Origin of the sequence: Candidatus Nitronereus thalassa (genome assembly GCF_032191465.1) — a bacterium.
Lineage (GTDB): Bacteria > Nitrospirota > Nitrospiria > Nitrospirales > UBA8639 > Nitronereus > Nitronereus thalassa.
The window spans coordinates 520,112-545,882 of record NZ_JAQOUE010000001.1 but is presented as its reverse complement, the minus strand read 5'-3'; the positions used below and the strand labels follow the sequence as shown (position 1 = coordinate 545,882).

The following is a 25,771-nucleotide window of genomic DNA, read 5'->3' as shown; positions in this document are numbered from 1 at the left end:
ATTCTGAGGCTATACCCAAGAGGTCAAGGAGTTTGGAACCTATGAAGCTAATGATACGGAAGTGGTTTCAGCTTGAGTGATGCAGACCACAATCGTGTCTGTTGACAGGACTGACGGAAAGAGATGCCTGCTGTTCTTGCTGACATGGCATTCAAAATTACATGGCAAGCTATTCCCAATGAGCAGAGAAGACATGCAAAACCATGAGAAACACTTCTCGATCCTATTGACAACACGGAGAGCGGATATAATAAAATTCTTGACCAAGTGACCCACACGGTTCACGCTAGGACAAATTTTTGTTCCATTTGTTTCAAATGAGTAAAGCAATGAAGGAGAGTTTCAATGTGAAGTAAGACGATGCAATGTGAGATTAAAAATTCCTCATCACGAGTGGCTTTCTAACACTGAAGGGATTATGAGAGGCCGGCAATCCCGTATAATAAAGCTGACGGTTCCCCGACTGCCAAAGATCGTGCAGAGGACGCGTCTGTATCGATGGCTGGATCAGGCGCTGAAGAACCATACCGTTGTGTGGATTAATGGCCCTCCCGGGGTAGGGAAAACCACGCTCGTTGCCAGTTATCTCAAGCATAAAAAAATACGTGCCCTGTGGTATCAAGTCGATGCCGGAGATACCGATGTCGGGACCTTGTTTCATTACCTCACGTTGGCGTATCAAAAGCTGGCGCCGCGTTCCCGGCGTCCTTTGCCCAAATTTACGCCCGAATTCCTTCCTGGGTTATTAGTATTTGCCCGCACCTTTTTCGAACAGCTCTTTCAAAGTCTGAAATCGCCCGCGGTCATGGTGTTGGATAATTACCAGGAGGCGGGTTCTCATCTGCCGTTTCATCAACTCATGGAAATTGCCTTCAGAGAAGTTCCTCCTGGTATGAGTGTGATTATCATCAGTCGACAAGAACCTCCCAATACCTTTGCGCGGTTGCAGTTAATGCAGGAACTGACCCAAATGGATGAAGAAGCGTTACGGTTGACGCTCGGAGAGACCAAAGAGATCGTGGCCCTCTTCAAAAAGAAAGGGTTTGCGCCATTATCGACACGTGACATTCAGGAATTGTATCAGCGGGTAGGGGGCTGGGTGGCTGGAGTGATCCTCACGCTCCAAACACGGATGCGGAATGCGAGCGTAAGTCAGCCAGACATGACTCAAGAGTCGTCACCTCAGCTGGTCTTTGAATTGTTTGCCAACGAAATCTTTCGCAACTTTGCACCACACCTTCAGACGCTATTATTGAGAACCGCGATTTTTGAAACGTTTTCTGTGCCTGTAGCCCAAACGTTCGCCCAGTCCCAAACCGCGATTGCGGATTTGGATCATTTGTGCCGTAATCGTTACTTCATTGAACGACGCGGGGAGTCTGGAGAGTACGTGTATCAATATCATCCGATGTTTCGTGAGTTTTTACGCAAAGTGGGGCGCCAACGATTGTCAACGGGCGAATGGCGAAAACTGCACCAACGCGCGGGTGAACTGTTGGAATCGGCAGGTGAAACGGTCATGGCCATCGACCGATTTCAAATAGGCGAATGTCATGAAGCTGAAATTCGTCTCATATGCCAGGAAGCCCCGAAACTCATGGAACAGGGACGGATTCAGACTTTGGATCGCTGGATTGCGCGTCTGCCAGAAGACCAAAAGCATAGCAATCCCTGGGTCCAATTCTGGTGGGCGCAAAGTGCCTTCGGCGTCAATATGAGGGATGCCGTGTCTCGGTACGAAACCGCGTTTCAGGAGTTCCGTAAAACTGGCGACTACAATGGCATGGCGATGGCCTGGTCAGGGTGGGTGGACTCCATTGCCATGCAATGGATGGACCTGAAGCGTCTCGATAGCCTTGTAGGTTTATACGATGAAGTGATTCCGGCGGCTCACGTCTTTCAAGATGAAACCGTGAGAAATCGCGTCACGTTTGCCCGCCTTCATGCCCGGTTATGGCAACAACCGGACCATCACGAATTAAAGAAATTGGTAACACAATGTCTGAGCGTCTTCCATCTTGAGCGGAATCCCAATAATCTGGCCAATCAGCTATTTATCTTAGGTGTGTATTATATGTGGAAAGGGACTCACCGATTGATTCTTGACTTGGTCGAACACGTCCATCAAGAAGTGGATTCACGAGCGATGACGCCCTATTGCCGGGGCATGATTGCGCTGATGAAGGCTCAATATTTTTGGTTTGAAGCGGATACGAAACAGATGTTCCATGAAGCCGAAACAGTAGACCAGATTATCAGAGAGGCGGGAATTGTGGGCGGCCAATTGCAGCAGAACCGATCCATCAAAGTGCATGCGGCAATTCTTATGAAGGATTATGAGTTAGCCCAAGTGGTGTTGGAGGAAAACGATCGGATTCTCACACACGCTCCAAGTACGATACGCGGATATCACCATCATCAAGTCGGCTGGGTTGCCTGGCTTCAGGGGGATACGTTCCGCGCGAAGGAAGAAGTCGAACTGGCGCTGGCCTCTGCCTACGAATTGGGAGGGGTATTTCCTATTGGATTGAACCACCTGTGCGCGGCCATGGTGTATGACGATTTACAACTGTTGGACCAAGCTGCAGAGCATCTGGCCAAAGGGATGCCGCATGCCCAATACATGCAGAGCCCACTGTTACTGTTTATGGGGCATCTGGTGGCGGCGGCGATTGCGTATACGCGGAAGGATGAAGCTGGAGGCCGCGAAGCTTTGGCGCAAGCCATGGAGTGGGGCCGGGTGTACACGTTTGTGGAGTTTCCTTACTTTCATCCCCGGTGGATGGCGCGGTTGTGCGTGTATGCACTAGAAGCGGGGATCGAAGTGGAATATGTCCGCTACCTGATCCAACGACGCGATCTGGTGCCGGAGACGCCGCCAGTGCACCTGGAGGACTGGCCGTGGCCGGTGCGCATCAGCACCTTGGGCACCTTCGCCATCGAGGTGCGGGGCCAACGGGTCAGCTTCCCCCGAAAGATGCAAAAACGCACGTTGGCCTTTCTGAAGGCCCTCGTGTGTGCGACGCAGCGCGAGGTGGCGTTGGAGACGGTGCTGGATTGGCTATGGCCGGAGTCGGAAGGGGATCATGCCTACAATGCGTTAACGACGACGATTCATCGGGCGCGAAAGTTGATAGGTGATGAGCAAGCCATCGTGATCCAGGACGGCAAGATCGGGTTCAATGCCCAGCGGGTCTGGGTGGATAGCTGGGCAATGAAAGAGCAACTGGTCCGAGCAGACGAGGCGGCGGCGCGTGGCGAGACGGCGACGGCAGAGCAATGGCTAACCCGCGCCGTGCAGCAGTATAGAGGGAGTTTTTTACCAGAGGATGAGGCGGAACCGTGGACGACCGCCATGCGGGAGAAGCTGCGGCGGCAGTATGGACAGGCGTTGGCCAAGCTGACGCAAGAATGGGCGCGTGATGGAAAGCCGGAGGAGGCGGTGCGGCTGTTAGAGCGGGCCATCGAGCAGGAGCCCGGAGAAGAGCGCTGGTATCAGGACCTGATGCGGATGCTAGGCGAGCTCGGGCGAAGTGATGAGGTGCAGCGCGTCTACGAACAATGTGGTCAAACTTTGGCGCATACCGATCACCGTAGTCCCTCACTTGATACGACAACTCTTAGAGATCGCTGGGTCAAGGGATCCAGCCAAACCCAGTAACGCACATCTTCAATTTGGAGGATCGAGTTCCCATTTTTTTTGAGTGCCGGCGTGATGAGCTGCCATGGTTTATTGATGGTTGCTTGTCATAGTGAGGAAAACCGCTGACATGAAAAAACGCAATGTATTTTGGACAGCCAAACTTAATGTACCACGATTGCCAAAAGTGGTGCCGCGAATGCGATTATTCCGGTTTTTGGATAAGTCGCTGAAGCACCATCCCATTCTGTGGATCCATGGCCCGCCGGGAAGCGGAAAAACCACACTCGTCACCAGTTATCTTAAGCACAAAAAGCTTCGTCCGTTGTGGTATCAAGTCGATGCCGGAGATGTCGACGTCGGGACGTTCTTTCATTACCTCACCTTAGCGGGCCAACAACTGGCTCCACGGATGCGCCGCCCTTTGCCCCAATTCACTCCTGAAGCCTTGCATGCGTTAGCCTCCTTTGCTCAACCCTTTTTTGAACAGCTGTATCAACGACTGAAATCGCCTACGATTTTCGTTCTAGATAATTACCAAGAAGCGGCGACAGGTCGAACGTTTCACCAAGTCGTGGAGGGTGCCTGCATGGCATTGCCACACGGGATTCATGTTCTCGTGATTAGTCGAGAAGCCCCGCCGGAGAACTTTGCCACATGGCCACAGACGAGGAAGATTGCACGGCTCGATCAAGAGGCCTTGCGCCTCACGCTGGCAGAGACGCAGGCCGTTGTGGCGTTAATTCAGCGGAAAGGGGCAGTGCCCCTATCGAAACCAGGCATTCATGCCTTACATCAACAGATGGAGGGGTGGATGGCAGGGGTAGTCCTTACCTTGCACGCGCGGGAGCAAAATCAGGAGATTCGGCAGCAGAAGAAAGCGGCTGGATCGCCTACGCAACTGGTGTTTAATTATTTATCCAACGAAGTGTTTCGAACTCTGCCGTCTCTCATGCAAGCCGTGTTATTGAAAACCAGCGTGGTTCCGCAGATCACACCAGCTATGGCGCTGGAGCTCAGTGGCGTGGAGAGGGCACCGGCCATGCTCGAACATCTCTATCGAGAACGGTATTTTATGGAACGCCAAACGCATCCGTCCTATCATGTGGTGTACCAATATCATCCGATGTTTCACGATTTTTTGCGCTTGCTCGCGCGCGAACGTATGTCATCTCAGGAGTGGTGTTTCCTGAATACAAAGGCCGGACAACTCCTAGAAGAGGCGGGGCAACCTGAGTCGGCGTTGGAGCAATATTTCCTCGCAGCGCGCGAGGAGGATCAAATTCGACTCATCTGTCAAGAAGCGCCGAAACTCATGGAGCAAGGGCGGAACCAGACGATAGATCAGTGGGTTGAGCGATTGCCAGATGAGAAAAAAAACAGCGATCCCTGGTTGCTGTATTGGAAGGCGACATGCGCATTAGGCACGAATGTGCAGGAGGCCGTGTCCCGGTTTGAAATAGCATTTCATGCGTTTCGGAAAACAGGACACTACGAGGGCATGGGATTAGCGTGGTCCGGGTGGGTGGATGCTATATCAATGCAATACATGAATTTAGCGCAGTTGAACGCGCTTATTGCCCTCTATGATGAATGTTTTCCTGTGGGATATGAGTTTAATGACCTGCTGGTTTGCAATCGGGTGACCTTTGCGCAGTTTCACGCGGGTCTTTGGGTTCAGCCGGACTATCAGAAAATGGTGGATTTGTGGAAACGATGTGTAAAAATTTTTCACAAAGAGCGTGTGCCGAATCAAATGGCGAATCAACTATTTGCGCTGAACGTATACAACTTACGGCAAGGAACATACAAATCGAATTTTGATCTGATTGAATACGTTGAGAACAAGATCGATCAAAAAGTGGTGACTCCATATTGTCTGGGAATAATGGCTTTAATGAGGAGTTTTTACTTCTGGCAGAAAGGCGAGGGGCATAAGGTTTTGCGAGAAGTGGAGGAAGTCGATCAGATCGTAAAAGAGAATGGGGTTGTGGGTGGACAGCTCCAACAAAATCGATCCACAAAGGTTTACGGAGCCATTCTCATAAAGGATTATGAGTTAGCCCAAGTGGTGTTGGAGGAAAACGATCGGATTCTCACTCACGCTCCAAGTACGATTCGAGGGTATCATCATTTTCAAGTCGGCTGGGTGGCCTGGCTGCAAGGTGACACCTTCCGCGCAAAGGGCGAAATCGAAATCGCCTTAGCCAGTGCCTACGAGTTATGCGGCGTTTTCGAAATTGCTCTAAATCATCTGTGCGCATCGATAGTTCACCAGGAACTGAGGTTGTTGGACCAGGCTGCAGAGCATCTGGCCAAAGGGATGCCGCATGCCCAATACATGCAGAGCCCACTGTTACTGTTTATGGGGCATCTGGTGGCGGCGGCGATTGCGTATACGCGGAAGGATGAAGCTGGAGGCCGCGAAGCTTTGGCGCAAGCCATGGAGTGGGGCCGGGTGTACACGTTTGTGGAGTTTCCTTACTTTCATCCCCGGTGGATGGCGCGGTTGTGCGTGTATGCACTAGAAGCGGGGATCGAAGTGGAATATGTCCGCTACCTGATCCAACGACGCGATCTGGTGCCGGAGACGCCGCCAGTGCACCTGGAGGACTGGCCGTGGCCGGTGCGCATCAGCACCTTGGGCACCTTCGCCATCGAGGTGCGGGGCCAACGGGTCAGCTTCCCCCGAAAGATGCAAAAACGCACGTTGGCCTTTCTGAAGGCCCTCGTGTGTGCGACGCAGCGCGAGGTGGCGTTGGAGACGGTGCTGGATTGGCTATGGCCGGAGTCGGAAGGGGATCATGCCTACAATGCGTTAACGACGACGATTCATCGGGCGCGAAAGTTGATAGGTGATGAGCAAGCCATCGTGATCCAGGACGGCAAGATCGGGTTCAATGCCCAGCGGGTCTGGGTGGATAGCTGGGCAATGAAAGAGCAACTGGTCCGAGCAGACGAGGCGGCGGCGCGTGGCGAGACGGCGACGGCAGAGCAATGGCTAACCCGCGCCGTGCAGCAGTATAGAGGGAGTTTTTTACCAGAGGATGAGGCGGAACCGTGGACGACCGCCATGCGGGAGAAGCTGCGGCGGCAGTATGGGCATGCGCTGGCGAGGCTGAGAGTCAGAAACGATGTCCCTTAAAAGCCGTTTTTCATGAAATCCTTTCATTTATTTATATAGAGGTATTTATATAGAGGTGGTTGGGAAACACTTCATCCCCCTCTTTTCCCCCCTCATCATGTCCTAATCCTACCAAAGAAGAGCTTCTGCTCAATTGCTCCAGTAGGTTTAGGGGACTGTTCTGTTAAGCATGCCGCCGATGTCGCTCACCAGGCTCGGTTCGCTGTGTACCTACCCCTGTCTAACCTGCCTTCTCTCATCCCGCAATAAACCAGCCAATTTTTTTCAATCTGTAATCAATCCGTAACGTGGTTGGACGTATAAGCTCAATAGGAAATGATGCGGATTTGCCTAAAGTTTTTGGCAGATCAGGAGATGAAACACAAAAACTTGTCGTGCTAAAGATGGAGAGATCGATGGCAAGGGTTGGCATTGACGATCCGAATATGCATTTGCACCAGAATGAAGAATGCGTGCATCGATTCACGTTGATCAATGAACGAGGTGCCACCCATCTCACACCGAATCTTCTGCGGGCTTTGCGGTTGTCGTTAGATGGACTTCGTGGTGCTCAACCTCTTGTGATCGAAGGAACGGCTTCTGACTTTTGCCATGGTTTGGACCTCGAATGGGCTGAAACCTTGGGAGAGTCGAGCACTCAAGCCTCAGACGTCATGTTGATTCAAATCATGGAAGTGTTTCAATCAATCCTCAACACGCTGCGGCGTTGGCCGAAGCCGGTCATCAGTGTCGTCACGGGACATGCCAGCGGTGCCGGGTTGGGATTCCTGGGCGTGTCCGATGTCGTGATTGCGCATGAACAGGCAAGGTTTTCCGCGCCGGAAACCATGTTAGGACTCATACCAGCGAAGATTTATCCCTACCTGGTCCGGCGGATGGGCGTTGCGCGAGCGAAACTGTTCGGGATGGGCGGCGTCTCGCTGACGGCAGCTAAGGCTAGTGCCTGGGGCCTGGTCGATGAAGTGGTTGATGATCTCAACCATACCCTTCAAGGCTATCTTAAGCGATGGGCTCGCGTTGATTCACGGACGGTGAACGCGATGAAGGCCTTGACGGAAGATCATTGGCCCATTCCCGAGGGATTCAATGCAGATGCCGACCAGCGTTTTGTTGAGCTGATCAAAAGTCCATCGACCCAACAGCGTATGAAGAATTTTCGGGAAGGCGTGGCGCCATGGGAGTGATGCCGGCGGAAGCGGAAACAACGGCTCTCCGAAACACAGTCCTGATCGTCACCGGGGGATCACGGGGAATTGGGCGAGCAATTGTTCGGCTGGCGTTGGAACGCGGTGCACGCGTGGTGTTTTGTTCACGCCGCCATGATGAGGAGGTGGAGACGCTCTTGGCTGAAATCGATCGGCGCTTTGAAGGCCTGGGGTGTCACGTGCAAGCTGATGTGGGCAAAGAATCCGATGTCCAGGTTTTGTTCGATTACACCGCACAAAGGTTTGGTCCGCCTGACGTCGTGATCCACAACGCGGCGGTTTCTCAAGCCGCGCGCGTGGTGACAATGACGACGGCGCAATGGGATGAGGTCATGACCACGAATTTGACGAGTGCATTTTTGATGGGGCGTGAAGCCATAAGATCATTTCTTCGGGAAGGTAGAGTAGGTCGGTTGATCATGCTGGGCTCAATTACCCAGGGAGGCGCTCCATCCAATATCAGTTATGCCACAAGCAAAGGCGGGCTGGTGGGATTCACGCGTACGGTCACCCACCTCTATGGCCACCAGGGCATCAGGGCAAATGTGGTGGTTGGTGGATACGTCAAGACCAGGCTGACAGAAGACGTACCCTTCTCGATTCAACAGGGGCTAATTGAAACATGTCCGGAAAAACGTGCGGGTACGCCAGACGAAATTGCGAACGCGGTCTTGTTTTTAGCTGGAGCTCCGTTGCGTACCTGGCCTCGCAATCCGGTGTATGTCTCAGGCGGAGCCTTGGAGTTTTCACTATGAAGTCAATGTCACTGCAATCCGAGCAGCCGATCCTTTTTCAAGGGCCATGGGTCACGCTGAAAGTAGGTACACCCAAATCTCCGTATTTTACCCGTGAATGCTTTGAGAACCTCAAGCTGGTGATTGAACTGACAAAAGCGGAAAAAAAATTCAAAGCCATCGTGCTGGAGGGTGAGGGCCGATATTTTTCCGCCGGGGCATCCAGACAGGCTCTTCTGAAATCCAGGCCGAATACCTCCATTCTGCATTACGCAGGAGAAGTACCCCAACTGCTGATGGCCGCACCTGTTCCCACGATCGCCGTGATGAAAGGCCATGCGGTCGGCGGTGGATTTATCCTGGGATTACTGTGTGATATCCCGCTCATGGCGGAAGAAAGTCTCTACGGGGTCAATTTCATGGCGCTGGGCTTTTCGCCCGGGATGGGTTCGACCTTTATTTTGGAGGAAGCCATCGGTGCCCCCTTCGCGCGCCGGTTGTTACTGACGGGCGCCTTGGTCAAAGGGCGCGAATTCAAAAAGGCTGGTGGTCCTTTAAGTGCGACCGTCTGTGCCCGAGCTGATTTGGATTCGCAGGTCACTCAGATCCTCGCCGCGCTTGAGGACATTCCGAGGGATGTGTTGGAAACGTATAAGCACGCTCTGCGTAAAAAACGAGAACAGCTGTTACGAAAAGCCCTCGATGATGAGCGTGTCATGCAATACCAGATTTTTTCCAAACCGCAGACCATCCCACATATTGAGCGTCATTACCCGGTGTCTAAAAAAGATGACTTCAAAAAGGATCGCACATGATCAACTCATCTCTACAGGGAAAATGGATCGTGGTGACAGGCGGGACCCGTGGGTTAGGCAAAGCCATCGGCATGGCCTTTGCTCACGCTGGTGCCAATGTGGTGCTGACCTACCGATGGGGAAGCGTGCCCCCTGAGGAAGTCCGTGAAGAATTCCGTTGTGCCGGGTTTATTGAACCGAAGATCGTGGAATGCGATGTGAGCGATGCCGAGTCGATCGAGCAGACCATTCAAGACCTCGCCCGGCAGCAGATACAGGTACATGCGCTCATTAGTAATGTCGCATTTTCTAAACCCATTCAATCTATCGATGGGTATAAGCTGAACTCTTTGCATCTTTCGATGAAGTATTCCGTCTTTCCGGTGGTGGAGTGGGTAAAAATGGTGCACCGGCACATGGGTTGCTATCCTCGGTATGTGACGGCGATTTCAAGTGACGGCGCGACGCTATCATTGCCTGGTTACGATCTCGTGGGCATCAGCAAAGCGGCCTTGGAATCGATGTGTCGCTATCTTGCGGTACGATTAAAACCTGCGGGGGTTCGGGTTAATGTCATCAGTGCCGGCTATTTTGATTCTGCGAGTGCACGAGAGGTATTTGGTGACGCCTTGATGGAACTCGCCAAGGCCAAAGGGTTGTTGGTGGATCCCGCCGATCTGGCCAATGTGTGCGTGGCGTTGAGCTCGGGATTGCTGGATGTCATCACGGGCCAGGTCATTGTGGCGGATGAAGGGTGGTCCTTATTCAGTCCGTTCTCCCTCGTCACAGGCGCTGGAGTGACCGAAGGATTTCCTCGCGAGAAGGAAACAGACGAATGCTGTCAACCGTAAGTCCCGAAGTCCAGGAACAGTTGGTTCATGCCCAGAAACGTTTGCTTGTGACAGGCCTGTGGGAGAATCAAGAACCCTACTACGCTCGGGAAGCCATTCAGTCCATCCTTCCCCATCGGGACCCATTTCTTTTTTTGGATTCTATCGATGGGTTTGATTTGGAGGCCGGGACATTAGCGGGGCATTTTGATGTGACCAACCGAACAGAAATTTTCCAGGGACATTTCCCCGATTGTCCGGTATGGCCAGGGGTGTTGCAGGTCGAATCGATTGGACAAGCCGGCGCGTTCTTATTTCTTATGGGCAGGCCACAGACCGGTCAACCTCGTGTTCACGCGACACACCTGCTCCACGCGAGGTTTATGCAATCGATTGGTCCTAACAGCCTCATTCGGGTGTTTGTCAAAGTCATAGAGGATGGATTGTTTTCGACCGTGGTCGGACAGTGCGTGGTGGGGCAGACCATTTGTTCTGCCGCGGCCGTGTCATTACTGATCCCACATTAAAAGGAGAAGTCGTATGAGTCGTGCGGAAATTTTCGAGGTCGTGAAAAAGAATATCCAAGAAATTGTTGAAGGCTTAGCCGATCGCGAGGTGGTCGAAACCGACAGCATGGAAGAATTGGGTGCGGACTCCCTGGAAGTGGTGGAAGTGGTGTCACGTTCGATGAAGGAATTGAAAATTCGCGTGCCTCGGGCTGAGCTGACGAATGCGCGAAATATCAAAGAACTTGTCGATTTGTTTGAAAAAGCAACGCTGGCATCAACAGGATGACCCAAACCCCATAAGAGTTTTTTCAACACGACCACCACCGGATGGTCCAGCTTTGTGATCAGGAATGGCGTGATAAGGATATGAACAATCGGTTCCCAGATAAGAAGAACGCTCCGCGCGTGGTCGTGACTGGCATGGGTGCCGTGACGCCCTTAGGAATGACCCGGCACGATTTGTTGGAGGGACTGCAAACCGGGCGCTCGGGAATTCAACGGTGGCAGAAATATCCCGGCCATCGTTACTCACAGATTGGGGGAGCGATTCCTGAATGCGCATTGGCTGACTATTTCGAGAAAACCCGATCGATGTATGCGGAACCCATGATCAAGAAGACCACACGGCTGCTACGTGCGACCCCCTATGCCGGGAGGATGACGGCACTGGCGGCGTTAGAGGCCATGAACGATAGCCGCATGGAAATTGATACCGCCGGAGATGAAACCATTGGACACGTGTTGGGCGGACACAATCTCAATATGAATTATATTTTTCAGAATACTCTTGAGCACGAACAGGACCCAGATCTGATTGATCCGCGCTATGGGCTGTTGACCTTGGACACCGATGTGTTGTCGGTGATCTCAGAACTGCTGCATCTCAAAGGACCGAGTTTTACCATCGGTGCTGCGTGTGCTAGTGGGAACCTGGCCATCATGGCCGGGCTGGATTTAATCCGCTCTGGCCGTGTGGATACCGTCTTGGTTACGGGGGGATTAATTGATTTGGATCCAGTCATCCTGACCGGATGGGGTCTCATCGATGCCATTGTGACGGACAAGTTTCTCGATGAGCCAGAGCGAGCCAGTCGGCCATTTGACGCCAAACGATCGGGCTTTGTTCCTGGCCATTGTGCGGCGGCGTTGGTGTTGGAATCTCTCGAAAACGCCAGAGAACGAGGCGCCTTTTTGTATGGAGAAATCCTCGGTGGGGGGGGGGCGTCAGATGCATCTCGAAAAACGCAGCCCCATATCGAAGGTCAGGTCCGTGCGATGCAGACGGCCTTGGATGATGCGGGCATGGCTCCGGAAGATATCAACTATATCAATGCCCATGCCCCATCCACGCCGTTAGGGGATCGGGTTGAAGTGCAGGCCATTAAAATGGTGTTGGGTCCACACGCCTATCGCATGCCGGTAAATTCCACCAAGTCACTGATCGGGCATGGGCTGTGCGCTGCAGGCGTGGTGGAATGTGTGGCCACTCTGTTGCAAATGCAAGAAGGGTTCGTCCATCCCACGTTAAATCAAGAATATCCGGATCCGGAATTGGATTTAGATTTCGTGCCGAACAAATCCCGTCCGTACCAGATTGATGCGGCGCTGTCCAACTCCTTCGGGTTCGGCGGAATTAACTCTTCCATTGTGGTGAAAGCCATACGGAAAGGATAGAAAAATAGAGACAAGCTTAACTCTAACCAAGTGTAATGATGAAGCAGTTTTTACGACAGACGGTCGCGCTGTTCCCCCAGGCAAATTCTCTGGGGGCGGACCTGGTAACGGCCCTCAAGCAGCAAGGATATGAGGTCATGTGTGGGGTTCCACCATCCGACCGTCCGTGGTGGGAGCAATGGGAATCAACCGTTGACCCAAACGCTGGGATGGGGCACGCGTGGTTTGTTAATGGCGACTTTGAAACGGAGAAAAGTGTCAGCAGTTTGATTGATGACATGGTTCAGCGAAGCGACGTCTGTGGCAATTTCCCCGTTCAGCAATCGTGGCCATCAACTGAAAATTTTCCCTCGTTGCCTGATTGGCCCTTGGAACTCTGGGAACGGACCGTAAGCCAAACGTTACGCCAGGCGTTTTTGATTGCCCAACGTGTCGTGGAAGAATTCGTCGTCAATCAGACAAGAGGAAAGCTGGTGTACGTGTTTCAGGGAGAGAAGACCAATATCGGGGTCGCGACCTATCATACGGCACTGTACTCCTTTGTGCGGAGCATCACCAAAGAGTATGGCGCGCGCGGTGTGGCCTGTAATGCCATCCTGACGAATTCGGTGGAGTCGACGATGAGCAGCCAAGACACGGCGAATCAGCCCTTTTCGGATCCTCTTGGAATGGAAGGGCGGTGGCTCGATGGACCAGGGAAGCTTGCTGTATTCCTGCTGTCACCCGAGTCTGATTTTGTGAACGGGAACGTGTTTACGGTCGAGTGATCATGGTTGAACAACACAACATCGTTGACATGCCGACGGAACCGCTTTCTGAGGAACAGGTGTCGCGTCTTCTGAGTGACCCCCAACCCTTGACGGCATATGGCTGTTCGATGAATACGATCCAAGTGTCTGATCTGTTCGACCGGTATCGCGATTTAGGATTTCTGTATCCAGAGAAAATGCGATTACTGCAACCCCATATCTCCCGCGTAGCTGACAATTGGGAACGCCTGCAACAAGCAGGAGAACGACTCATTCGTATCGGCACCTATGAATCTTCAGGCCAGCGATTTGCCTCAGGCGTCGCCTGGAGAAGCACAACCCAAGGCTGGGTGTTTCAACACTTGGTCTCGAATAGCCCGCTGGCTTCCTGTTGTATGGGGCTCTACGGCCTGGCGAATGTGATGAGGGATGAAGACATTCATTCCATTCAAGTGTGGTTTCGCCCCACGAATAAATACATGAGCAAGGTCTATGGATCGTTTGTTTCGGCAGACCCCAAGACCGCAGCCATGCCGTCATATACCCTTCTTGCGGTGCCAATATCTTCGTTGAGGGACCATGGGCGAAGTCATGACGTGAATTTTTATGACCAATCGGACAAGGAACTATTGCGTGCCCTCGTATATCAAACGCGGGGGGCTCTCTTTTGGCAAGCGGAAGCTTTCGATGCCGATGATGTCGTTCTCGACAGAGTCGATGCGCAGTATCGAATGGTTGGCCTCCGACGATATCGACAGGTTCTTGTCCTGCACGATCACAAGCGAAGTGCCATTCAAGGTGCGGCGCTGATGTATCGTGCCCCGCTTGGATTGAATTTCAGTTTTTTGGAAAACCGCTGTGATTTGCTGATTGATCCCCATCTCGGTGTTGTAGAATCCAACAGGGTCAGCCTCGCCTTGCTCCAACGAGTGGCGGAGTGTTTGTCAGATGACGAGTTGGCGTTTCTTCCGGTGACGGTCGACGCAAAGCAGGCCAAGCTCTTTCGACCCGAGCAACTTTTGCGTGTGCAAGAGTACAATCAATTCATTGTCGTTCGCGAGGCGTTCACCCGTTTCTACCACCATCTGGCGCAACGCTATGAACCCATCGTGCAGGCTGAGTTGGAAATGGACGCGTCGTGAGAACAAGAGGGTTGTGAGTCATGGGTCAACTCGACACTACGACGGCATCCTATGTGATGGACGATCCTCGCGAGGCCTCGCGATTATACAGAAAGGTTGATGGTCCGCAGTGGGTTGAGACATATTTTGCGGAATATATGGAAGGAGCCAGAAACGTGTTGGAAGTCGGGTGCGGTTCGGCGCCGTTATTGCAGGCCGTAGCGGAGAGTTTTTCCCCCACGAGAGTCGTTGGCATTGATATGAGTCTGAACCGTCTACAGTTTTTTCGATCCAATCAGCAGCACACGGGTTCGACGGCGCATGTGCTTTCGGCCAATGCCTATGCATTGCCTTTTCCTTCCGGTCGATTCGATGTCGTCTATTGCCGGTTTCTCCTGGAATATTTGGAGAGCCCTTTGCGAGCCATCGAAGAGATGGTGCGGGTCTGTCGACCAAACGGGCGAATCATTCTCCAGGATCTCGACGGCCAATTGCTGTGGCACTTTCCTGAAGACGAAGATTTGGAGCCGCTGGTCCATGAAGTGGTGAACTATTTGAGGACGAAAGGGTTCGATCCATTTCTCGGACGAAAATTGTTTACGTTCTGTCATCGTGCAACCCTTCAAGATGTGTCCGTGCGTGTGGATAGTTATCACCTGATTGCTGGCGAGATCGATGCAGTAAATTATGAGTTATGGAAACTAAAACTCGACATTGCATTGCCTCAAATGGTTCAAGCGCTGGGAAATACGGAGAAGGCACACGAGGTGCAGGATCGATTTCTCGCATATCTAAAAAGAGAGGATACGTTGACCTACTCCGTGCTATTTACGGTGACAGGAAGAAAGTCCTGTGATGCCCAACGCAGCAGCCTGAACAACGATGGCGCTTTTTGCGAACGGTGTTAACCATTGGGATTCAACGAATGGATGTTGATCTATTGCTCCACCCGAATTATCCCGTTTTTAACTTGCTCTCCGTGATGTAACCCAGCATCCCGGCAGTCGAGTATGGATGGACCATGTCACCACCGAGTTTTTCAATCGGTACGAACCGGAAATTCAAGGCTTTCTTCAGAATATCTTGCGGCTTGGCGAACCCTTTGTCACGGGCTTTAATCGTATCGAAGCGATCACGTCCGAATGGCGCACGCTGTCACAGGAACCAGCCGCCATCTTAGTGGAGGAACCCAAACGCGATCATCCGATTTTTCATCACTATCGGTTCTCCGTGCTTTCTCCAAAGAACTAAACCTCTCAACCTTCAGATCAGCTTCCCATCTCAAACCTCTGTTTTCTGATTCACCCTCGTGGCACCCCCTTCTTCCGAGGGATGTCGTCCTCTCACCTCATAAAAAAAGTTTCGTGTTCCTCGAATCTGTAATCAATCGGTAACTTCTCCTGGGGTAGAAGAGCCATCATTCAATATGAGGAGCTGATTGTGAAGGCCGCGTTGCCTGTACCCCAACGTCAAAGTTTACGGGCAACGGATACAACCTCGGCTGTTCCATAAGTTGAATGAAAAATGGAGGGAGATGTGGCTCGCCATTACGAGCATCGGCAACAGTGGGAAAATCCTACTTATGAAGGGAGGATGGCATGCCCGCCTCAGTAGACGCCGCATTGCAAACGGACCGTTATGCTCAATGGTTGAAAGACATTGTGCATGAGACCAGTGACCGTGCCCATGCAGTGGCGCATCACGAAGCCTGGTATCAATTCAGTGACGCGTCAATTCCATCACACAAACATCATGCCTTATTGATCGGGTTTTGGCCGCTAATTGAGCGCTTTCCACAATTCCTCGCTCTTAACCTTTTAAAGTGCGTCTACGGGGAAGATGTGGCCTTGAATAGGGCTCGTGGCTGGCTGGTGAAAAACTTACGGATAGAACAACGACATGCTGAGTGGTATCGAGATTGGGCCGAGTGTGCCGGGATTTCCCGAGAGAAACTGTATCGCGGCGATCGACCGGCTGCATCGACGGCTATTACGGACTGGTGCTGGCACATTTGCGAATCAGGTGGCTTGGCCGAAGGCATGGCAGCCACCAACTTCGCCATTGAAGGCGTCACAGGAGACTGGTGTGAGATGGTATGGCGAAGTCCGCACTATCGAACGTTTTTCCCAGAAAACCAACAAAAAAAAGCCATGAAATGGATCCAAGCCCATGCGGCCTATGATGATCTTCACCCGATCGAGGCTTTGGATATTATTTATGCGCTTCTTGGAGATAACCCAGATACCAAAGACATTCAAAAGGTGAAGAGCGCCATTCTCAAAAGCTTGGACCTCTATCATTTAGCGCTGGAAACCGGAATGGCTGTTGGCTACGCCCCAGCAGCATTTGGGACAGACCGCGCCGATTCTTCAACCAAGTGAAAGAATTCAGAAGGAAAAATGAGGCACCTTATGTTTGCTAAACATGGACATAGTCAGCCGTTGTTCTGGTTGGATCGGAGAAATGGAGAACGTTGATTATCAACCGGCGGATGGAAACTCCACAATCCCATTCTCGGTCGACGGTGACAAACCTACAATCATAATCATCAGCGAGACTCTATGTTGCATCCTTCTTCCTTCGAAACAAAAAGCAAAAGTAGAGAGGCAGCTGCGTCACTTTCAAGACATGAGCGCACGAGCAAGAGAGAGTCGTCTGTCAAGTGACGCACACACGAGCCAACGTCTTCTTAGAAGAGGGACACGGACGCGTCCCGGATGAAAGGAGATTTTATTATGAAACGGTATCGACATCTATCCCGCCATCCACTGTGCGGACTTATAACCCTTGTCTTGCTGCTGGAGCTTGGTTGGCCCCCGGCGACGTTGGGGGTGAAACCTGATCCAAGTGCCCCCGGAGCACATTTGTTGATCAAGGAAGTCGAGGTCGTGGTGGATGACAGCACACCGCAAAGCACGTTCACCATCACCGGGCAAGATTTTGATTTTGTGAACCTGTCGGACTTGAGTGTCACGCTCGGCGAATTTGGCGAGTTGAGCATCGTCACGGCCATGCCAACGGAAATCGTGGCGACCTGGTCGGCAGCGCTAGGAGCTGGCGACTACCTGCTCAGCGTGTCCACGGGCAACGGGCAGAGCCATCATGATGAATACGATCTGACCATTGGTGCTGTGGGGCCCCAAGGTCCGCAGGGTGATCCAGGACCAGCCGGCGCGGATGGCGCTCCCGGTCCACAGGGGCCGCAAGGGCCACAAGGTGTCGCCGGACCTGTTGGACCACAAGGAACGCCTGGTCCTGCCGGCGCAAATGGTGCCCCGGGAGCGAATGGGTCGCAGTGGCTCACGGGCAATGGCGCGCCCGCGATTGGCGATGGCGTGGTTGGCGATTTCTACCTTGATGCGGAGACTGGCAAGTACTTCGAAAAGATCGATGCGACCACATGGACCTTGGCCGGTAATCTGCAAGGGCCGCAGGGTGATCCCGGACCAGCAGGCGCGGATGGGGCTCCCGGTCCCCAAGGCCCACAAGGAGGTCCTGGACCAGCAGGACCGCCAGGCCCGCAAGGGTTGCAGGGTGATCCCGGCCCTGTTGGACTTCAAGGACCACAGGGCATTCCGGGGCCAGAAGGACCACCAGGTCCTGCAGTCCACTCTGCTTTCTCAACCAAAGTCGTAGCCTTTGGATTCATCGGCAATGAAGGCATTCCACCTCCCCCGGGGTCTGATCCCGGTACTCCGGGAACAATCGTTCCACTGATAGTTTATGACGGGACCGGTAACTTTACGGTTTCGAGTGTGGACGACCATCCCGAGTTGCAAACCACTCAAATCTTTGTTCCACGATCTGCAGACCTTTTGGGGTCTCGAGTGATTGAGATCCAAGAATTCATGGCGTGTACCGTGTTTCAACAAGATGCAGTGGATCCAGATACGCTTAATGTTCTTACTTTCCATCACATCACATGGCCGTTTTATGGAGATGGTGCCTATGCTGCTACTATTAATACGTTTTTACTCGACACGGAACCGGCACCACCGTGTAAGGCATTTAATCCCTTATTCATCTTGGGCAATACGTTTGATTATGAACCGGATGATGGAAGCTCAACGGGCCCATTTTTGATTGTCGGAGATAAACTTTAAATCATAATCATCAGCGAGACTCAATGTTGCCATCCTTGTTGGTAACAAAAAGTAAAAGGAGATAGTCAGATGCGACACTTTCGAGATGTGAACACAAGGACAAAGGGAATACACATCACAACGTCTTGGCTCACAATCTTAAGCGTGATCCTGGTTCTGGGTATGGGGCACCCAGGGTGGGCCAATGAATTATGGATCAAGCCCGCGAAGAAAGATGAAGGAAAGACCGTCGGGCATTGGGCGGTAGCGAATCTGGGCAATGCGACGCATTTTAGTTTTGCGGTACCGGACAACCTCGACGCCTTCACCAGTGCCAAGGTTGTGATGATCCCAAAGAAAACAGAATCATTGACCTATGATGTGGAGATTTCAGTGGCGGATGTCGGCGATGCGCATGATGCGTTTACCAATACGCAGACGAATCTGACGCAGGCGGTCATCGAAGATGAAGTGACGGAGATTGATGTCACGGGATTAGTGCCGACGACGCTGTTGGTGCCGGGACAGAGTTATGTCAGCGTGCGGTTTGCGAGCCAAGCGCAAGTCGTGGGGTTACGGGTGTTGTATGACGGCCCGGCGGGCCCGCAAGGTGACCCGGGGCCGCCCGGCCCGCAGGGTGTGGCCGGACCTCCAGGCCCCCAAGGTCCGCAGGGTGATCCAGGACCAGCCGGCGCGGATGGTGCTCCAGGTCCACAGGGTCCACAAGGTGTTGCCGGACCTGTTGGAACACAAGGGCCTCCCGGTCCTGCCGGCGCGGATGGAGCCCTGGGAGCGGATGGGTCGCAGTGGCTCACGGGCAATGGCGCGCCCGCGATTGGCGATGGCGTGGTTGGCGATTTCTACCTTGATGCGGAGACTGGCAAGTACTTCGAAAAGATCGATGCGACCACATGGACCTTGGCCGGTAATCTGCAAGGGCCGCAGGGTGATCCCGGACCAGCAGGCGCGGATGGGGCTCCCGGTCCCCAAGGCCCACAAGGAGGTCCTGGACCAGCAGGACCGCCAGGCCCGCAAGGTGTGGCCGGACCAGCAGGGCCCCAAGGTCCGGCAGGTCCGCTAAACCCTAATGTCCTGACAGGGACAACAAATACCTCCGTTGGCGTTAATGCGCTGGCGAGCAGTCCTACTGGAAGCAGCAATACAGCTATGGGGGTTAATGCGCTTCAAAATACTTCGACAGGCGGTGGAAATTCTAGCTTTGGTGCATTTGCTCTTCGTTCAAATACATCTGGAATCTCAAACACTGGGCTGGGATTCATGGCTCTTAATGATAACACAACGGGAAGTTTTAACACGGCAATAGGGACAGATGCTTTGCAAAATAGTGGGGTTAACAAGAGCAACAATACGGCTCTCGGGTATTTCGCCCTGCGGTTTAATAATGGAAATAGCAACACGGCGATAGGCAGTCGTGCTTTGGAAACCATTGGTGTGGGTTCGGGCAATATCGCAATTGGAAACTCAGCAGGAGGAAATGTGTCAAATGGTTCGTCAAACATTCATATCGGCCATTCTGGCCAATCCGCCGATAGTTCGACCATTCGAATAGGCAGCGGGCAGGCACAGACGTTTATCGCGGGTATCCGCGGTGTCACCACCGGGGTTGCCGATGCCGTGAGCGTGGTCATCGATTCCAACGGCCAACTGGGGACGGTGTCATCTTCCCGCCGATTCAAAGAAGACATTCAAGACATGGGTGACACGAGCGATGGGCTGTTGGCCTTACGGCCTGTCACGTTTCGGTATATCCAACCAACGGCCGATGGGGCAAAACCCATGCAATATGGCTTGATCGCCGAAGAAGTCGCCGCGGTCTATCCGGATCTCGTGGTGTACGGCGAGGATGGCCAAGTCGAAACCGTGCAGTACTACAAACTCACGGCCATGCTGCTTAATGAATTACAAAAGCAGCACCAGGTGTCTGAGACGTACCAGAAGAAAGTCCACGCCATTGATGCAGAATTGGAGGCGCTCAAACGGCAGAATGCATCATTGCTTCAGCAGGTGCAGGTGCTGTCGGCAGGGTTACACGCGCGCATCCCGGAACAGACCAGAGTCCGCCATGTCGGATTAATCAATGAGTAATGACGGAAGATACTTACCATTTACTGGAAGGAAACGCGGACCGTCTAGCTAAGGCTTTGAGGGATACGCCGTCCAGGCATTGTGCAGCCTTCAAACAGAATCGGCTCGCAGAAAACAGGACGATTAAAGGAGACAATGGGATGACTAGAAATAAAACACTTCCTTATTCATTGAGCGTGGTTGTTGGATTGATGAATGTCTGGCTCTGGGGGGCAACGGTGCATGCTGACCAGTTGGTGACCACGGAGTTTCAGGTGACGACTACGCCGAGTCCACTCTTTGAATCAATACCACGCCTTGGTGAAGACGCGACGGGACGCTATGTGACGTATACCCGTCAAGAATTCAGTCAGACCGGATTTGGACCTGGTGATATTTTCTTGCAACGAATCAACGACACCGGTCTCGTCGGAGTTTCGGTTCGCATTACGCCAGATGATGTACTGGATGAACAGATGCAAGACGGAGATGGCGACTTCATTGTGTACACGGCCTTTGAAAGTAGTACGAGTACGTTGGGACGCATCATGCTCTATCAAATTTCCACCGGGCAGTCTACCGTGTTGCGGGAGTTGGCAACGGTTCGCGAGGCGCGTATCCATGACAATCATGTCGTGTGGGTCGAAGGCACTCCGGGATCGACGACGCTACAATTCTTGGATTTGAGCACCTTAGGTACTGGCTTGGGGCCCATTACGATTTCAGGAACGAATGCCGCAACGGATCCAGAAATCGGTTCCCGGTTTGTGGTGTGGGAAGAAATCGATTTGTCCACAAATCCCCAGCACATACAGCACAATATTCGGGCTTACGATTTGGTCACCGGGTTGGATTTTGATGTAGCGGTCGACTCGAACCTGAATGAACGGCGTCCCTACACAAGCGGCTCGTGGATTGTCTGGGAGTCTATGACCCTGCCGCCAGAGGGAACCTTGAGGACTTACTCTATTGAATTATTCAAAGTTGACACGGGAGAACGTCGGACGATTGTGAATGTCCAGGAAGAGAACGTTGCAACACTTGCGCCGACCATCGACGGTGACTTTGTTGCATGGGAGTCGAATGTCACGGGAAATTTTGAAATTTTTCTTTACCGGATTTCCACAGGGGAAACCTTTCAGGTTACCAATCGTCCAGAGGGGAAACGTTTGAATAACGTCTTCGGCAACCAAGTGGTGTGGGGTGAAGATCTTAACGATCTCGATAATTTTAACGTGTTTGCAAGCACCTTTTCCTTTGTCCCGGATGCGCAGCCGGATATCGAGGTAGCCCCCCCGTCGGTTAACTTCGGGAATGTCGAGTTGTTCAGCAGTCAATCGGCCATCGTGACCATTCAAAATGTCGTGCCCGATGCGGACCTGACGGTCTCGGATTTTGCGCTCTCCTCCGGAGGCACCGGCGACTTTACGCTGACCACGGTGCCGGCTACTCCGCTCGTGATTCCCGCGAATGGCAGTGCGGATGTCGAAGTGACGTTTACGCCATCCAGCGAAGGCGCGGCCGCGGATTCCTTGGACATCACCAGTGATGATCCGGATGAGTCGTTGGTGAGCGTGGCGATAAGCGGCACCGGTATCGTGACCGAGGTGCCACCCGAAGAGCAGATTGCCAACATTCTGGAGTTCATCGATACGGCCGTCTCGGAAGGCACGTTGGCAGGCAGCGGTAATGGCAACTCCGCGGAGAATCGTTTGAATGCGTTGATCAATATGATTGAGGCGGCTGGCGATCTGATTGAACAAGGGCAGATCGTGGAGGCCTGCGATCAACTGGCGTCGGCGTATAAAAAGACGGATGGGTTGCCCAAGCCTCCGGACTTTGTGGAAGGCGAAAGTGCCGCGGAACTGGCCACGCGCATTCAAGATCTGCGTAATGATCTGGGCTGCGAGTGATGGCCTAACACGATCGTCTGTGGAACGGTTTCGCCATAGGCGGTCATTCATTATCGAGTTACGGCATCGAGCACAAATGAAGAGTTCTTCAGTATTTTTGGAGGAATAATTCTATGCGAAAGAAAGACTTTCCCATGCAGGCTGTAAGTCTGATTGTTGGATTGATGGTTGTGTACCTCTGGGGGGCGACGGTGCATGCGGATCAGTTAGTGACCACGGAGTTTCAGGTGACCACTACACCGAATCCATTTTTTGAATCCCTCCCCAGTATAGAGGAAGACGCAACTGGAGGTTATGTGGTGTATACCCAATTTGAACAAATTCCAACAGGTTTCGGCCCAGCGAACATTCTTATGCAGCGGATTGATGATAGCGGCATCATAGGCAGCCCTATCCTCATCGCGTCAGATGAGGTTCTGGATGAAGAGTTACCTGATGCTGATGGCGACTTTATTGTTTATACGGCTTTTGAGGAACCAACTGTCGGTGGTTTGTCTGGTCGAATTAAGCTACATCAAATATCCACTGGTGAGACCACCATATTGCGCGAATTGGCAACCCTTCGCGAAGCGCGTATTCATGGCAATTATGTCGTATGGGTCGAGGGGCCAGCCGATTCTCTTGCCATCCAATTACTGGACATCAGCACTTTAGGCACCGGATTGGGTCCCACTACGATTTCAGGATCGCATGTAGCTTCGTCTCCCGAAATCGGATCACGGTTTGTGGTGTGGGAAGAATTTGATGCGTCCGTTGATCCCCAGCACATACAGCACAATATTCGGGCTTACGATTTGGTCACGGGGTTGGATTTTGATGTGGCAGTTGATCCAAATGCCTCTGAACGGTTTCCTTGCACCAGTGGCCCATGGATTGTGTGGCAAGCCCACGATCTGGATCAGGAAGGAACACCACAAAATAGGAAGATTGAAATTCTGAACGTGGATACCGGTGAGCGGAGGACAATCCACAACATACTACAATTAGAGGAGTTCATTTCATTTGTTCCCACTATAGATAAAGACATCATAACTTGGGAATCTAATGTGACGGGAAACTATGAAATTTATCTTTATCGGATTTCTACTAGAGAAACATTTCAAGTTACTAACCGTTCCAATGATCAACGGCTGAACAACGTCTTCGGCAACCAAGTGGTCTATCTTGAGATATCAACTGATAATTGGGATGTCTTCACAACAACCTTTTCCTTTGTGCCGGATGCACAGCCGGATATCGAGGTGGCCCCTCCGTCGCTCAACTTCGGGAATGTCGAGTTGTTCAGCAGTCAATCGGCCATCGTGACCATTCAAAATGTCGTGCCCGATGCGGACCTGACGGTCTCGGATTTTGCGCTCTCCTCCGGAGGCACCGGCGACTTTACGCTGACCACGGTGCCGGCTACTCCGCTCGTGATTCCCGCGAATGGCAGTGCGGATGTCGAAGTGACGTTTACGCCATCCAGCGAAGGCGCGGCCGCGGATTCCTTGGACATCACCAGTGATGATCCGGATGAGTCGTTGGTGAGCGTGGCGATAAGCGGCACCGGTATCGTGACCGAGGTGCCACCCGAAGAGCAGATTGCCAACATTCTGGAGTTCATCGATACGGCCGTCTCGGAAGGCACGTTGGCAGGCAGCGGTAATGGCAACTCCGCGGAGAATCGTTTGAATGCGTTGATCAATATGATTGAGGCGGCTGGCGATCTGATTGAACAAGGGCAGATCGTGGAGGCCTGCGATCAACTGGCGTCGGCGTATAAAAAGACGGATGGGTTGCCCAAGCCTCCGGACTTTGTGGAAGGCGAAAGTGCCGCGGAACTCGCCACGCGCATTCAAGACCTGCGCACGGATCTCGGCTGCGAGTAGGTCGTGATGCGGTTGAACGAGCTGTACGACCGGTATGGCGTTCGCGTGAACGCGTTCTCTGCCACCGCATTGTTTGAACGGTATGAAGCCTTCGGGTTTTTATATCCGGACAAGCGCCGCGCGTTGGCTCCTTACATGGACGTCGTGTTGGAGAATTGGCAGAAGGCGCTCACGGGTACCGCCGATGTATTTCGCGTGTTGACCGTGGAAAAGGATGCGGCGTGGGCCACGGTGATGTCGTGGCGTAGTACGCCTGGCGGGTTTCATTCTCAGCATTTGGTCTCGTCAGGCGTGCCCTTGCTATCCTGTCTGGTCATGCTTGCCGAACAAGCGTCGTGGATTCACACGCCTGACATAGCTTCCGGTCAAAATTGGTTTCGGCCCGTGAACAAATACACCTCGCGTGTGTTTGGTGCGGCCGTGCAGACCATTGGCTCCCGGGTTGCCGCTCTGGCGACGTGGTCGTATCTGGCTCTGCCGTTAGAGCGGTTAGGGGCCTTGCGGGGGGGGGGTAACTGTGTGTTCCGCTGTGCCACATGACCGTGACCTGATGGATCTGATAACGCAGGTACGAGGGCCGGTGTATGCCGCGGCTGAAGGCTTTGCGCACGATCTGCACTTGGATGTCCTCGATCACCAATACCAACGTCTGGGATTACGACGGTATCGTCGCGTGTGGTTGGCAAGGGTGAAGGGTTTCTCGACACCAGTCGGAGCCGTAGTGGCCTATCGTGGGCCGCTGGGTTTTAATTTTAGTTTTCTTGAAAATCGCTGTGATCTGCTGATCCGGCCCGGTTTAGCGCCCGACGATGAGCAGGCTGTGATGTTGCACCTGCTGCATGCCGCGTCTTCCGTTTATGACGATTTTCAGCCTGGGTATATTCCGGTGGTGGTCGATGACGCGCGTGCGTCATCCCTCATGGAGCACGGGGCTCGTCAGATTCGAACCTATGCCCAGTCCATTTGGCTGCGGTCTGGATTTCGTGCCTGGTATGACCACGTCGAGTCGCTTTATGCGCGGGTGCTCGCTTCCAAAAAAATGCAACGGTTGGGTCTCGCAGTCCCGCGTCTCAATCCAGAACCCTCCTCGACGGAATTGACAACCGAAGGTATGCCAAGCAGCACACCTGTGCTGCAGGTCGCTGATGATCATGATGATTTATAAGAAAGGATTACGCTCATGAATGTTGCATTACGGCCCCCTCATTCTCATCGACTCAAGACCGTGGTCTGCGATGCTGCAGATGATCTGTGGCATGTCGGGGTGTATCAACCTGGTCGCATACATGATCGCTCACGACTGTCCGTGCGTCGTGCTCGCATGCGTCGGGCACAGGGGGCGGCATCCATGGTGATGGCTGTCCTGCGATTTGGTCTATCTCCTTCCACATAAGAGCAACCATCCGTTGGAGCTCTGAGGGC

Annotated in this window: 21 protein-coding genes; all 21 read left to right on the top strand. The window is 52.8% G+C overall.

Going from position 1 to position 25,771, the window contains the following annotated elements; translation table 11 throughout:
• The first annotated feature begins 418 nt into the window (after positions 1-418).
• Positions 419-3,661 carry an AfsR/SARP family transcriptional regulator gene (locus PPG34_RS02585; RefSeq protein WP_313831576.1) on the top strand — a complete coding sequence of 1,081 codons (3,243 nt, stop codon included), beginning with the start codon at positions 419-421 and terminating at the stop codon, positions 3,659-3,661.
• A 109-nt stretch (positions 3,662-3,770) separates the two neighbouring features.
• Positions 3,771-6,785 carry an AfsR/SARP family transcriptional regulator gene (locus PPG34_RS02580; RefSeq protein ID WP_313831575.1) on the top strand — a complete coding sequence of 1,005 codons (3,015 nt, stop codon included), beginning with the start codon at positions 3,771-3,773 and terminating at the stop codon, positions 6,783-6,785.
• A gap of 395 nt (positions 6,786-7,180) precedes the next feature.
• Positions 7,181-7,969, top strand: a complete 789-nt coding sequence (locus PPG34_RS02575) for an enoyl-CoA hydratase/isomerase family protein (protein ID WP_313831574.1) — start codon at positions 7,181-7,183, stop codon at positions 7,967-7,969.
• A complete protein-coding gene (locus PPG34_RS02570; protein ID WP_313831573.1) occupies positions 7,960-8,745 on the top strand; it encodes an SDR family NAD(P)-dependent oxidoreductase in 786 nt (261 codons plus the stop codon). Before PPG34_RS02575 ends, PPG34_RS02570 begins: the two co-directional genes overlap by 10 nt.
• Positions 8,742-9,539 carry an enoyl-CoA hydratase-related protein gene (locus PPG34_RS02565; protein WP_313831572.1) on the top strand — a complete coding sequence of 266 codons (798 nt, stop codon included), beginning with the start codon at positions 8,742-8,744 and terminating at the stop codon, positions 9,537-9,539. The genes PPG34_RS02570 and PPG34_RS02565 overlap by 4 nt, the downstream gene beginning before the upstream one ends.
• The gene (locus PPG34_RS02560) at positions 9,536-10,369 is read left to right on the top strand and encodes an SDR family NAD(P)-dependent oxidoreductase (RefSeq protein WP_313831571.1); all 834 of its coding nucleotides are present in this window, start codon (positions 9,536-9,538) and stop codon (positions 10,367-10,369) included. The genes PPG34_RS02565 and PPG34_RS02560 overlap by 4 nt, the downstream gene beginning before the upstream one ends.
• The gene (locus PPG34_RS02555) at positions 10,354-10,875 is read left to right on the top strand and encodes a 3-hydroxyacyl-ACP dehydratase FabZ family protein (RefSeq protein ID WP_313831570.1); all 522 of its coding nucleotides are present in this window, start codon (positions 10,354-10,356) and stop codon (positions 10,873-10,875) included. The genes PPG34_RS02560 and PPG34_RS02555 overlap by 16 nt, the downstream gene beginning before the upstream one ends.
• 13 nt (positions 10,876-10,888) lie before the next feature.
• On the top strand, positions 10,889-11,143 hold the full coding sequence (locus PPG34_RS02550) for a phosphopantetheine-binding protein (RefSeq protein ID WP_313831569.1): 255 nt from the start codon (positions 10,889-10,891) through the stop codon (positions 11,141-11,143).
• Positions 11,144-11,223: 80 nt separating this feature from the next.
• Positions 11,224-12,531: a beta-ketoacyl-[acyl-carrier-protein] synthase family protein gene (locus PPG34_RS02545; protein WP_313831568.1), complete on the top strand. Its 1,308-nt coding sequence runs from the start codon at positions 11,224-11,226 to the stop codon at positions 12,529-12,531.
• 35 nt (positions 12,532-12,566) lie between these two features.
• Positions 12,567-13,298 (top strand): SDR family oxidoreductase, encoded by a 732-nt coding sequence (locus tag PPG34_RS02540; RefSeq protein ID WP_313831567.1) that lies wholly within the window; start codon positions 12,567-12,569, stop codon positions 13,296-13,298.
• A 2-nt stretch (positions 13,299-13,300) separates the two neighbouring features.
• The gene (locus PPG34_RS02535) at positions 13,301-14,422 is read left to right on the top strand and encodes a hypothetical protein (RefSeq protein ID WP_313831566.1); all 1,122 of its coding nucleotides are present in this window, start codon (positions 13,301-13,303) and stop codon (positions 14,420-14,422) included.
• A gap of 20 nt (positions 14,423-14,442) precedes the next feature.
• Positions 14,443-15,309, top strand: coding sequence for a methyltransferase domain-containing protein (locus tag PPG34_RS02530; protein ID WP_313831565.1), 867 nt, complete (start codon positions 14,443-14,445; stop codon positions 15,307-15,309).
• A 106-nt stretch (positions 15,310-15,415) separates the two neighbouring features.
• Positions 15,416-15,652 (top strand): hypothetical protein, encoded by a 237-nt coding sequence (locus PPG34_RS02525; protein WP_313831564.1) that lies wholly within the window; start codon positions 15,416-15,418, stop codon positions 15,650-15,652.
• 347 nt (positions 15,653-15,999) lie between these two features.
• Positions 16,000-16,782 carry an iron-containing redox enzyme family protein gene (locus tag PPG34_RS02520; protein ID WP_313831563.1) on the top strand — a complete coding sequence of 261 codons (783 nt, stop codon included), beginning with the start codon at positions 16,000-16,002 and terminating at the stop codon, positions 16,780-16,782.
• A gap of 354 nt (positions 16,783-17,136) precedes the next feature.
• Positions 17,137-18,504, top strand: a complete 1,368-nt coding sequence (locus PPG34_RS02515; RefSeq protein ID WP_313831562.1) for a collagen-like domain-containing protein — start codon at positions 17,137-17,139, stop codon at positions 18,502-18,504.
• A 69-nt stretch (positions 18,505-18,573) separates the two neighbouring features.
• A complete protein-coding gene (locus PPG34_RS02510) occupies positions 18,574-20,589 on the top strand; it encodes a tail fiber domain-containing protein (protein WP_313831561.1) in 2,016 nt (671 codons plus the stop codon).
• A gap of 140 nt (positions 20,590-20,729) precedes the next feature.
• Positions 20,730-22,481: a choice-of-anchor D domain-containing protein gene (locus tag PPG34_RS02505; RefSeq protein WP_313831560.1), complete on the top strand. Its 1,752-nt coding sequence runs from the start codon at positions 20,730-20,732 to the stop codon at positions 22,479-22,481.
• A 113-nt stretch (positions 22,482-22,594) separates the two neighbouring features.
• Complete coding sequence (locus tag PPG34_RS02500; RefSeq protein ID WP_313831559.1) at positions 22,595-24,349, top strand: choice-of-anchor D domain-containing protein; 1,755 nt, start codon at positions 22,595-22,597, stop codon at positions 24,347-24,349.
• Between the two features lie 3 nt (positions 24,350-24,352).
• On the top strand, positions 24,353-24,889 hold the full coding sequence (locus PPG34_RS02495) for a hypothetical protein (RefSeq protein WP_313831558.1): 537 nt from the start codon (positions 24,353-24,355) through the stop codon (positions 24,887-24,889).
• Positions 24,867-25,514, top strand: coding sequence for a hypothetical protein (locus tag PPG34_RS02490; protein WP_313831557.1), 648 nt, complete (start codon positions 24,867-24,869; stop codon positions 25,512-25,514). The genes PPG34_RS02495 and PPG34_RS02490 overlap by 23 nt, the downstream gene beginning before the upstream one ends.
• Before the next feature lie 15 nt (positions 25,515-25,529).
• Positions 25,530-25,742 (top strand): hypothetical protein, encoded by a 213-nt coding sequence (locus tag PPG34_RS02485; RefSeq protein WP_313831556.1) that lies wholly within the window; start codon positions 25,530-25,532, stop codon positions 25,740-25,742.
• Positions 25,743-25,771: the final 29 nt, after the last annotated feature.

Coding starts and splice junctions, on each gene's coding strand:
- PPG34_RS02485 (WP_313831556.1), top strand. CDS start 25,530: ATGAATGTTGCATTACGGCCCCCTCATTCTCATCGACTCAAGACCGTG.
- PPG34_RS02525 (WP_313831564.1), top strand. CDS start 15,416: ATGGACCATGTCACCACCGAGTTTTTCAATCGGTACGAACCGGAAATT.
- PPG34_RS02565 (WP_313831572.1), top strand. CDS start 8,742: ATGAAGTCAATGTCACTGCAATCCGAGCAGCCGATCCTTTTTCAAGGG.
- PPG34_RS02545 (WP_313831568.1), top strand. CDS start 11,224: ATGAACAATCGGTTCCCAGATAAGAAGAACGCTCCGCGCGTGGTCGTG.
- PPG34_RS02570 (WP_313831573.1), top strand. CDS start 7,960: ATGGGAGTGATGCCGGCGGAAGCGGAAACAACGGCTCTCCGAAACACA.
- PPG34_RS02535 (WP_313831566.1), top strand. CDS start 13,301: ATGGTTGAACAACACAACATCGTTGACATGCCGACGGAACCGCTTTCT.
- PPG34_RS02550 (WP_313831569.1), top strand. CDS start 10,889: ATGAGTCGTGCGGAAATTTTCGAGGTCGTGAAAAAGAATATCCAAGAA.
- PPG34_RS02585 (WP_313831576.1), top strand. CDS start 419: ATGAGAGGCCGGCAATCCCGTATAATAAAGCTGACGGTTCCCCGACTG.
- PPG34_RS02500 (WP_313831559.1), top strand. CDS start 22,595: ATGCGAAAGAAAGACTTTCCCATGCAGGCTGTAAGTCTGATTGTTGGA.
- PPG34_RS02555 (WP_313831570.1), top strand. CDS start 10,354: ATGCTGTCAACCGTAAGTCCCGAAGTCCAGGAACAGTTGGTTCATGCC.
- PPG34_RS02530 (WP_313831565.1), top strand. CDS start 14,443: ATGGGTCAACTCGACACTACGACGGCATCCTATGTGATGGACGATCCT.
- PPG34_RS02575 (WP_313831574.1), top strand. CDS start 7,181: ATGGCAAGGGTTGGCATTGACGATCCGAATATGCATTTGCACCAGAAT.
- PPG34_RS02580 (WP_313831575.1), top strand. CDS start 3,771: ATGAAAAAACGCAATGTATTTTGGACAGCCAAACTTAATGTACCACGA.
- PPG34_RS02510 (WP_313831561.1), top strand. CDS start 18,574: ATGCGACACTTTCGAGATGTGAACACAAGGACAAAGGGAATACACATC.
- PPG34_RS02505 (WP_313831560.1), top strand. CDS start 20,730: ATGACTAGAAATAAAACACTTCCTTATTCATTGAGCGTGGTTGTTGGA.
- PPG34_RS02520 (WP_313831563.1), top strand. CDS start 16,000: ATGCCCGCCTCAGTAGACGCCGCATTGCAAACGGACCGTTATGCTCAA.
- PPG34_RS02560 (WP_313831571.1), top strand. CDS start 9,536: ATGATCAACTCATCTCTACAGGGAAAATGGATCGTGGTGACAGGCGGG.
- PPG34_RS02540 (WP_313831567.1), top strand. CDS start 12,567: ATGATGAAGCAGTTTTTACGACAGACGGTCGCGCTGTTCCCCCAGGCA.
- PPG34_RS02515 (WP_313831562.1), top strand. CDS start 17,137: ATGAAACGGTATCGACATCTATCCCGCCATCCACTGTGCGGACTTATA.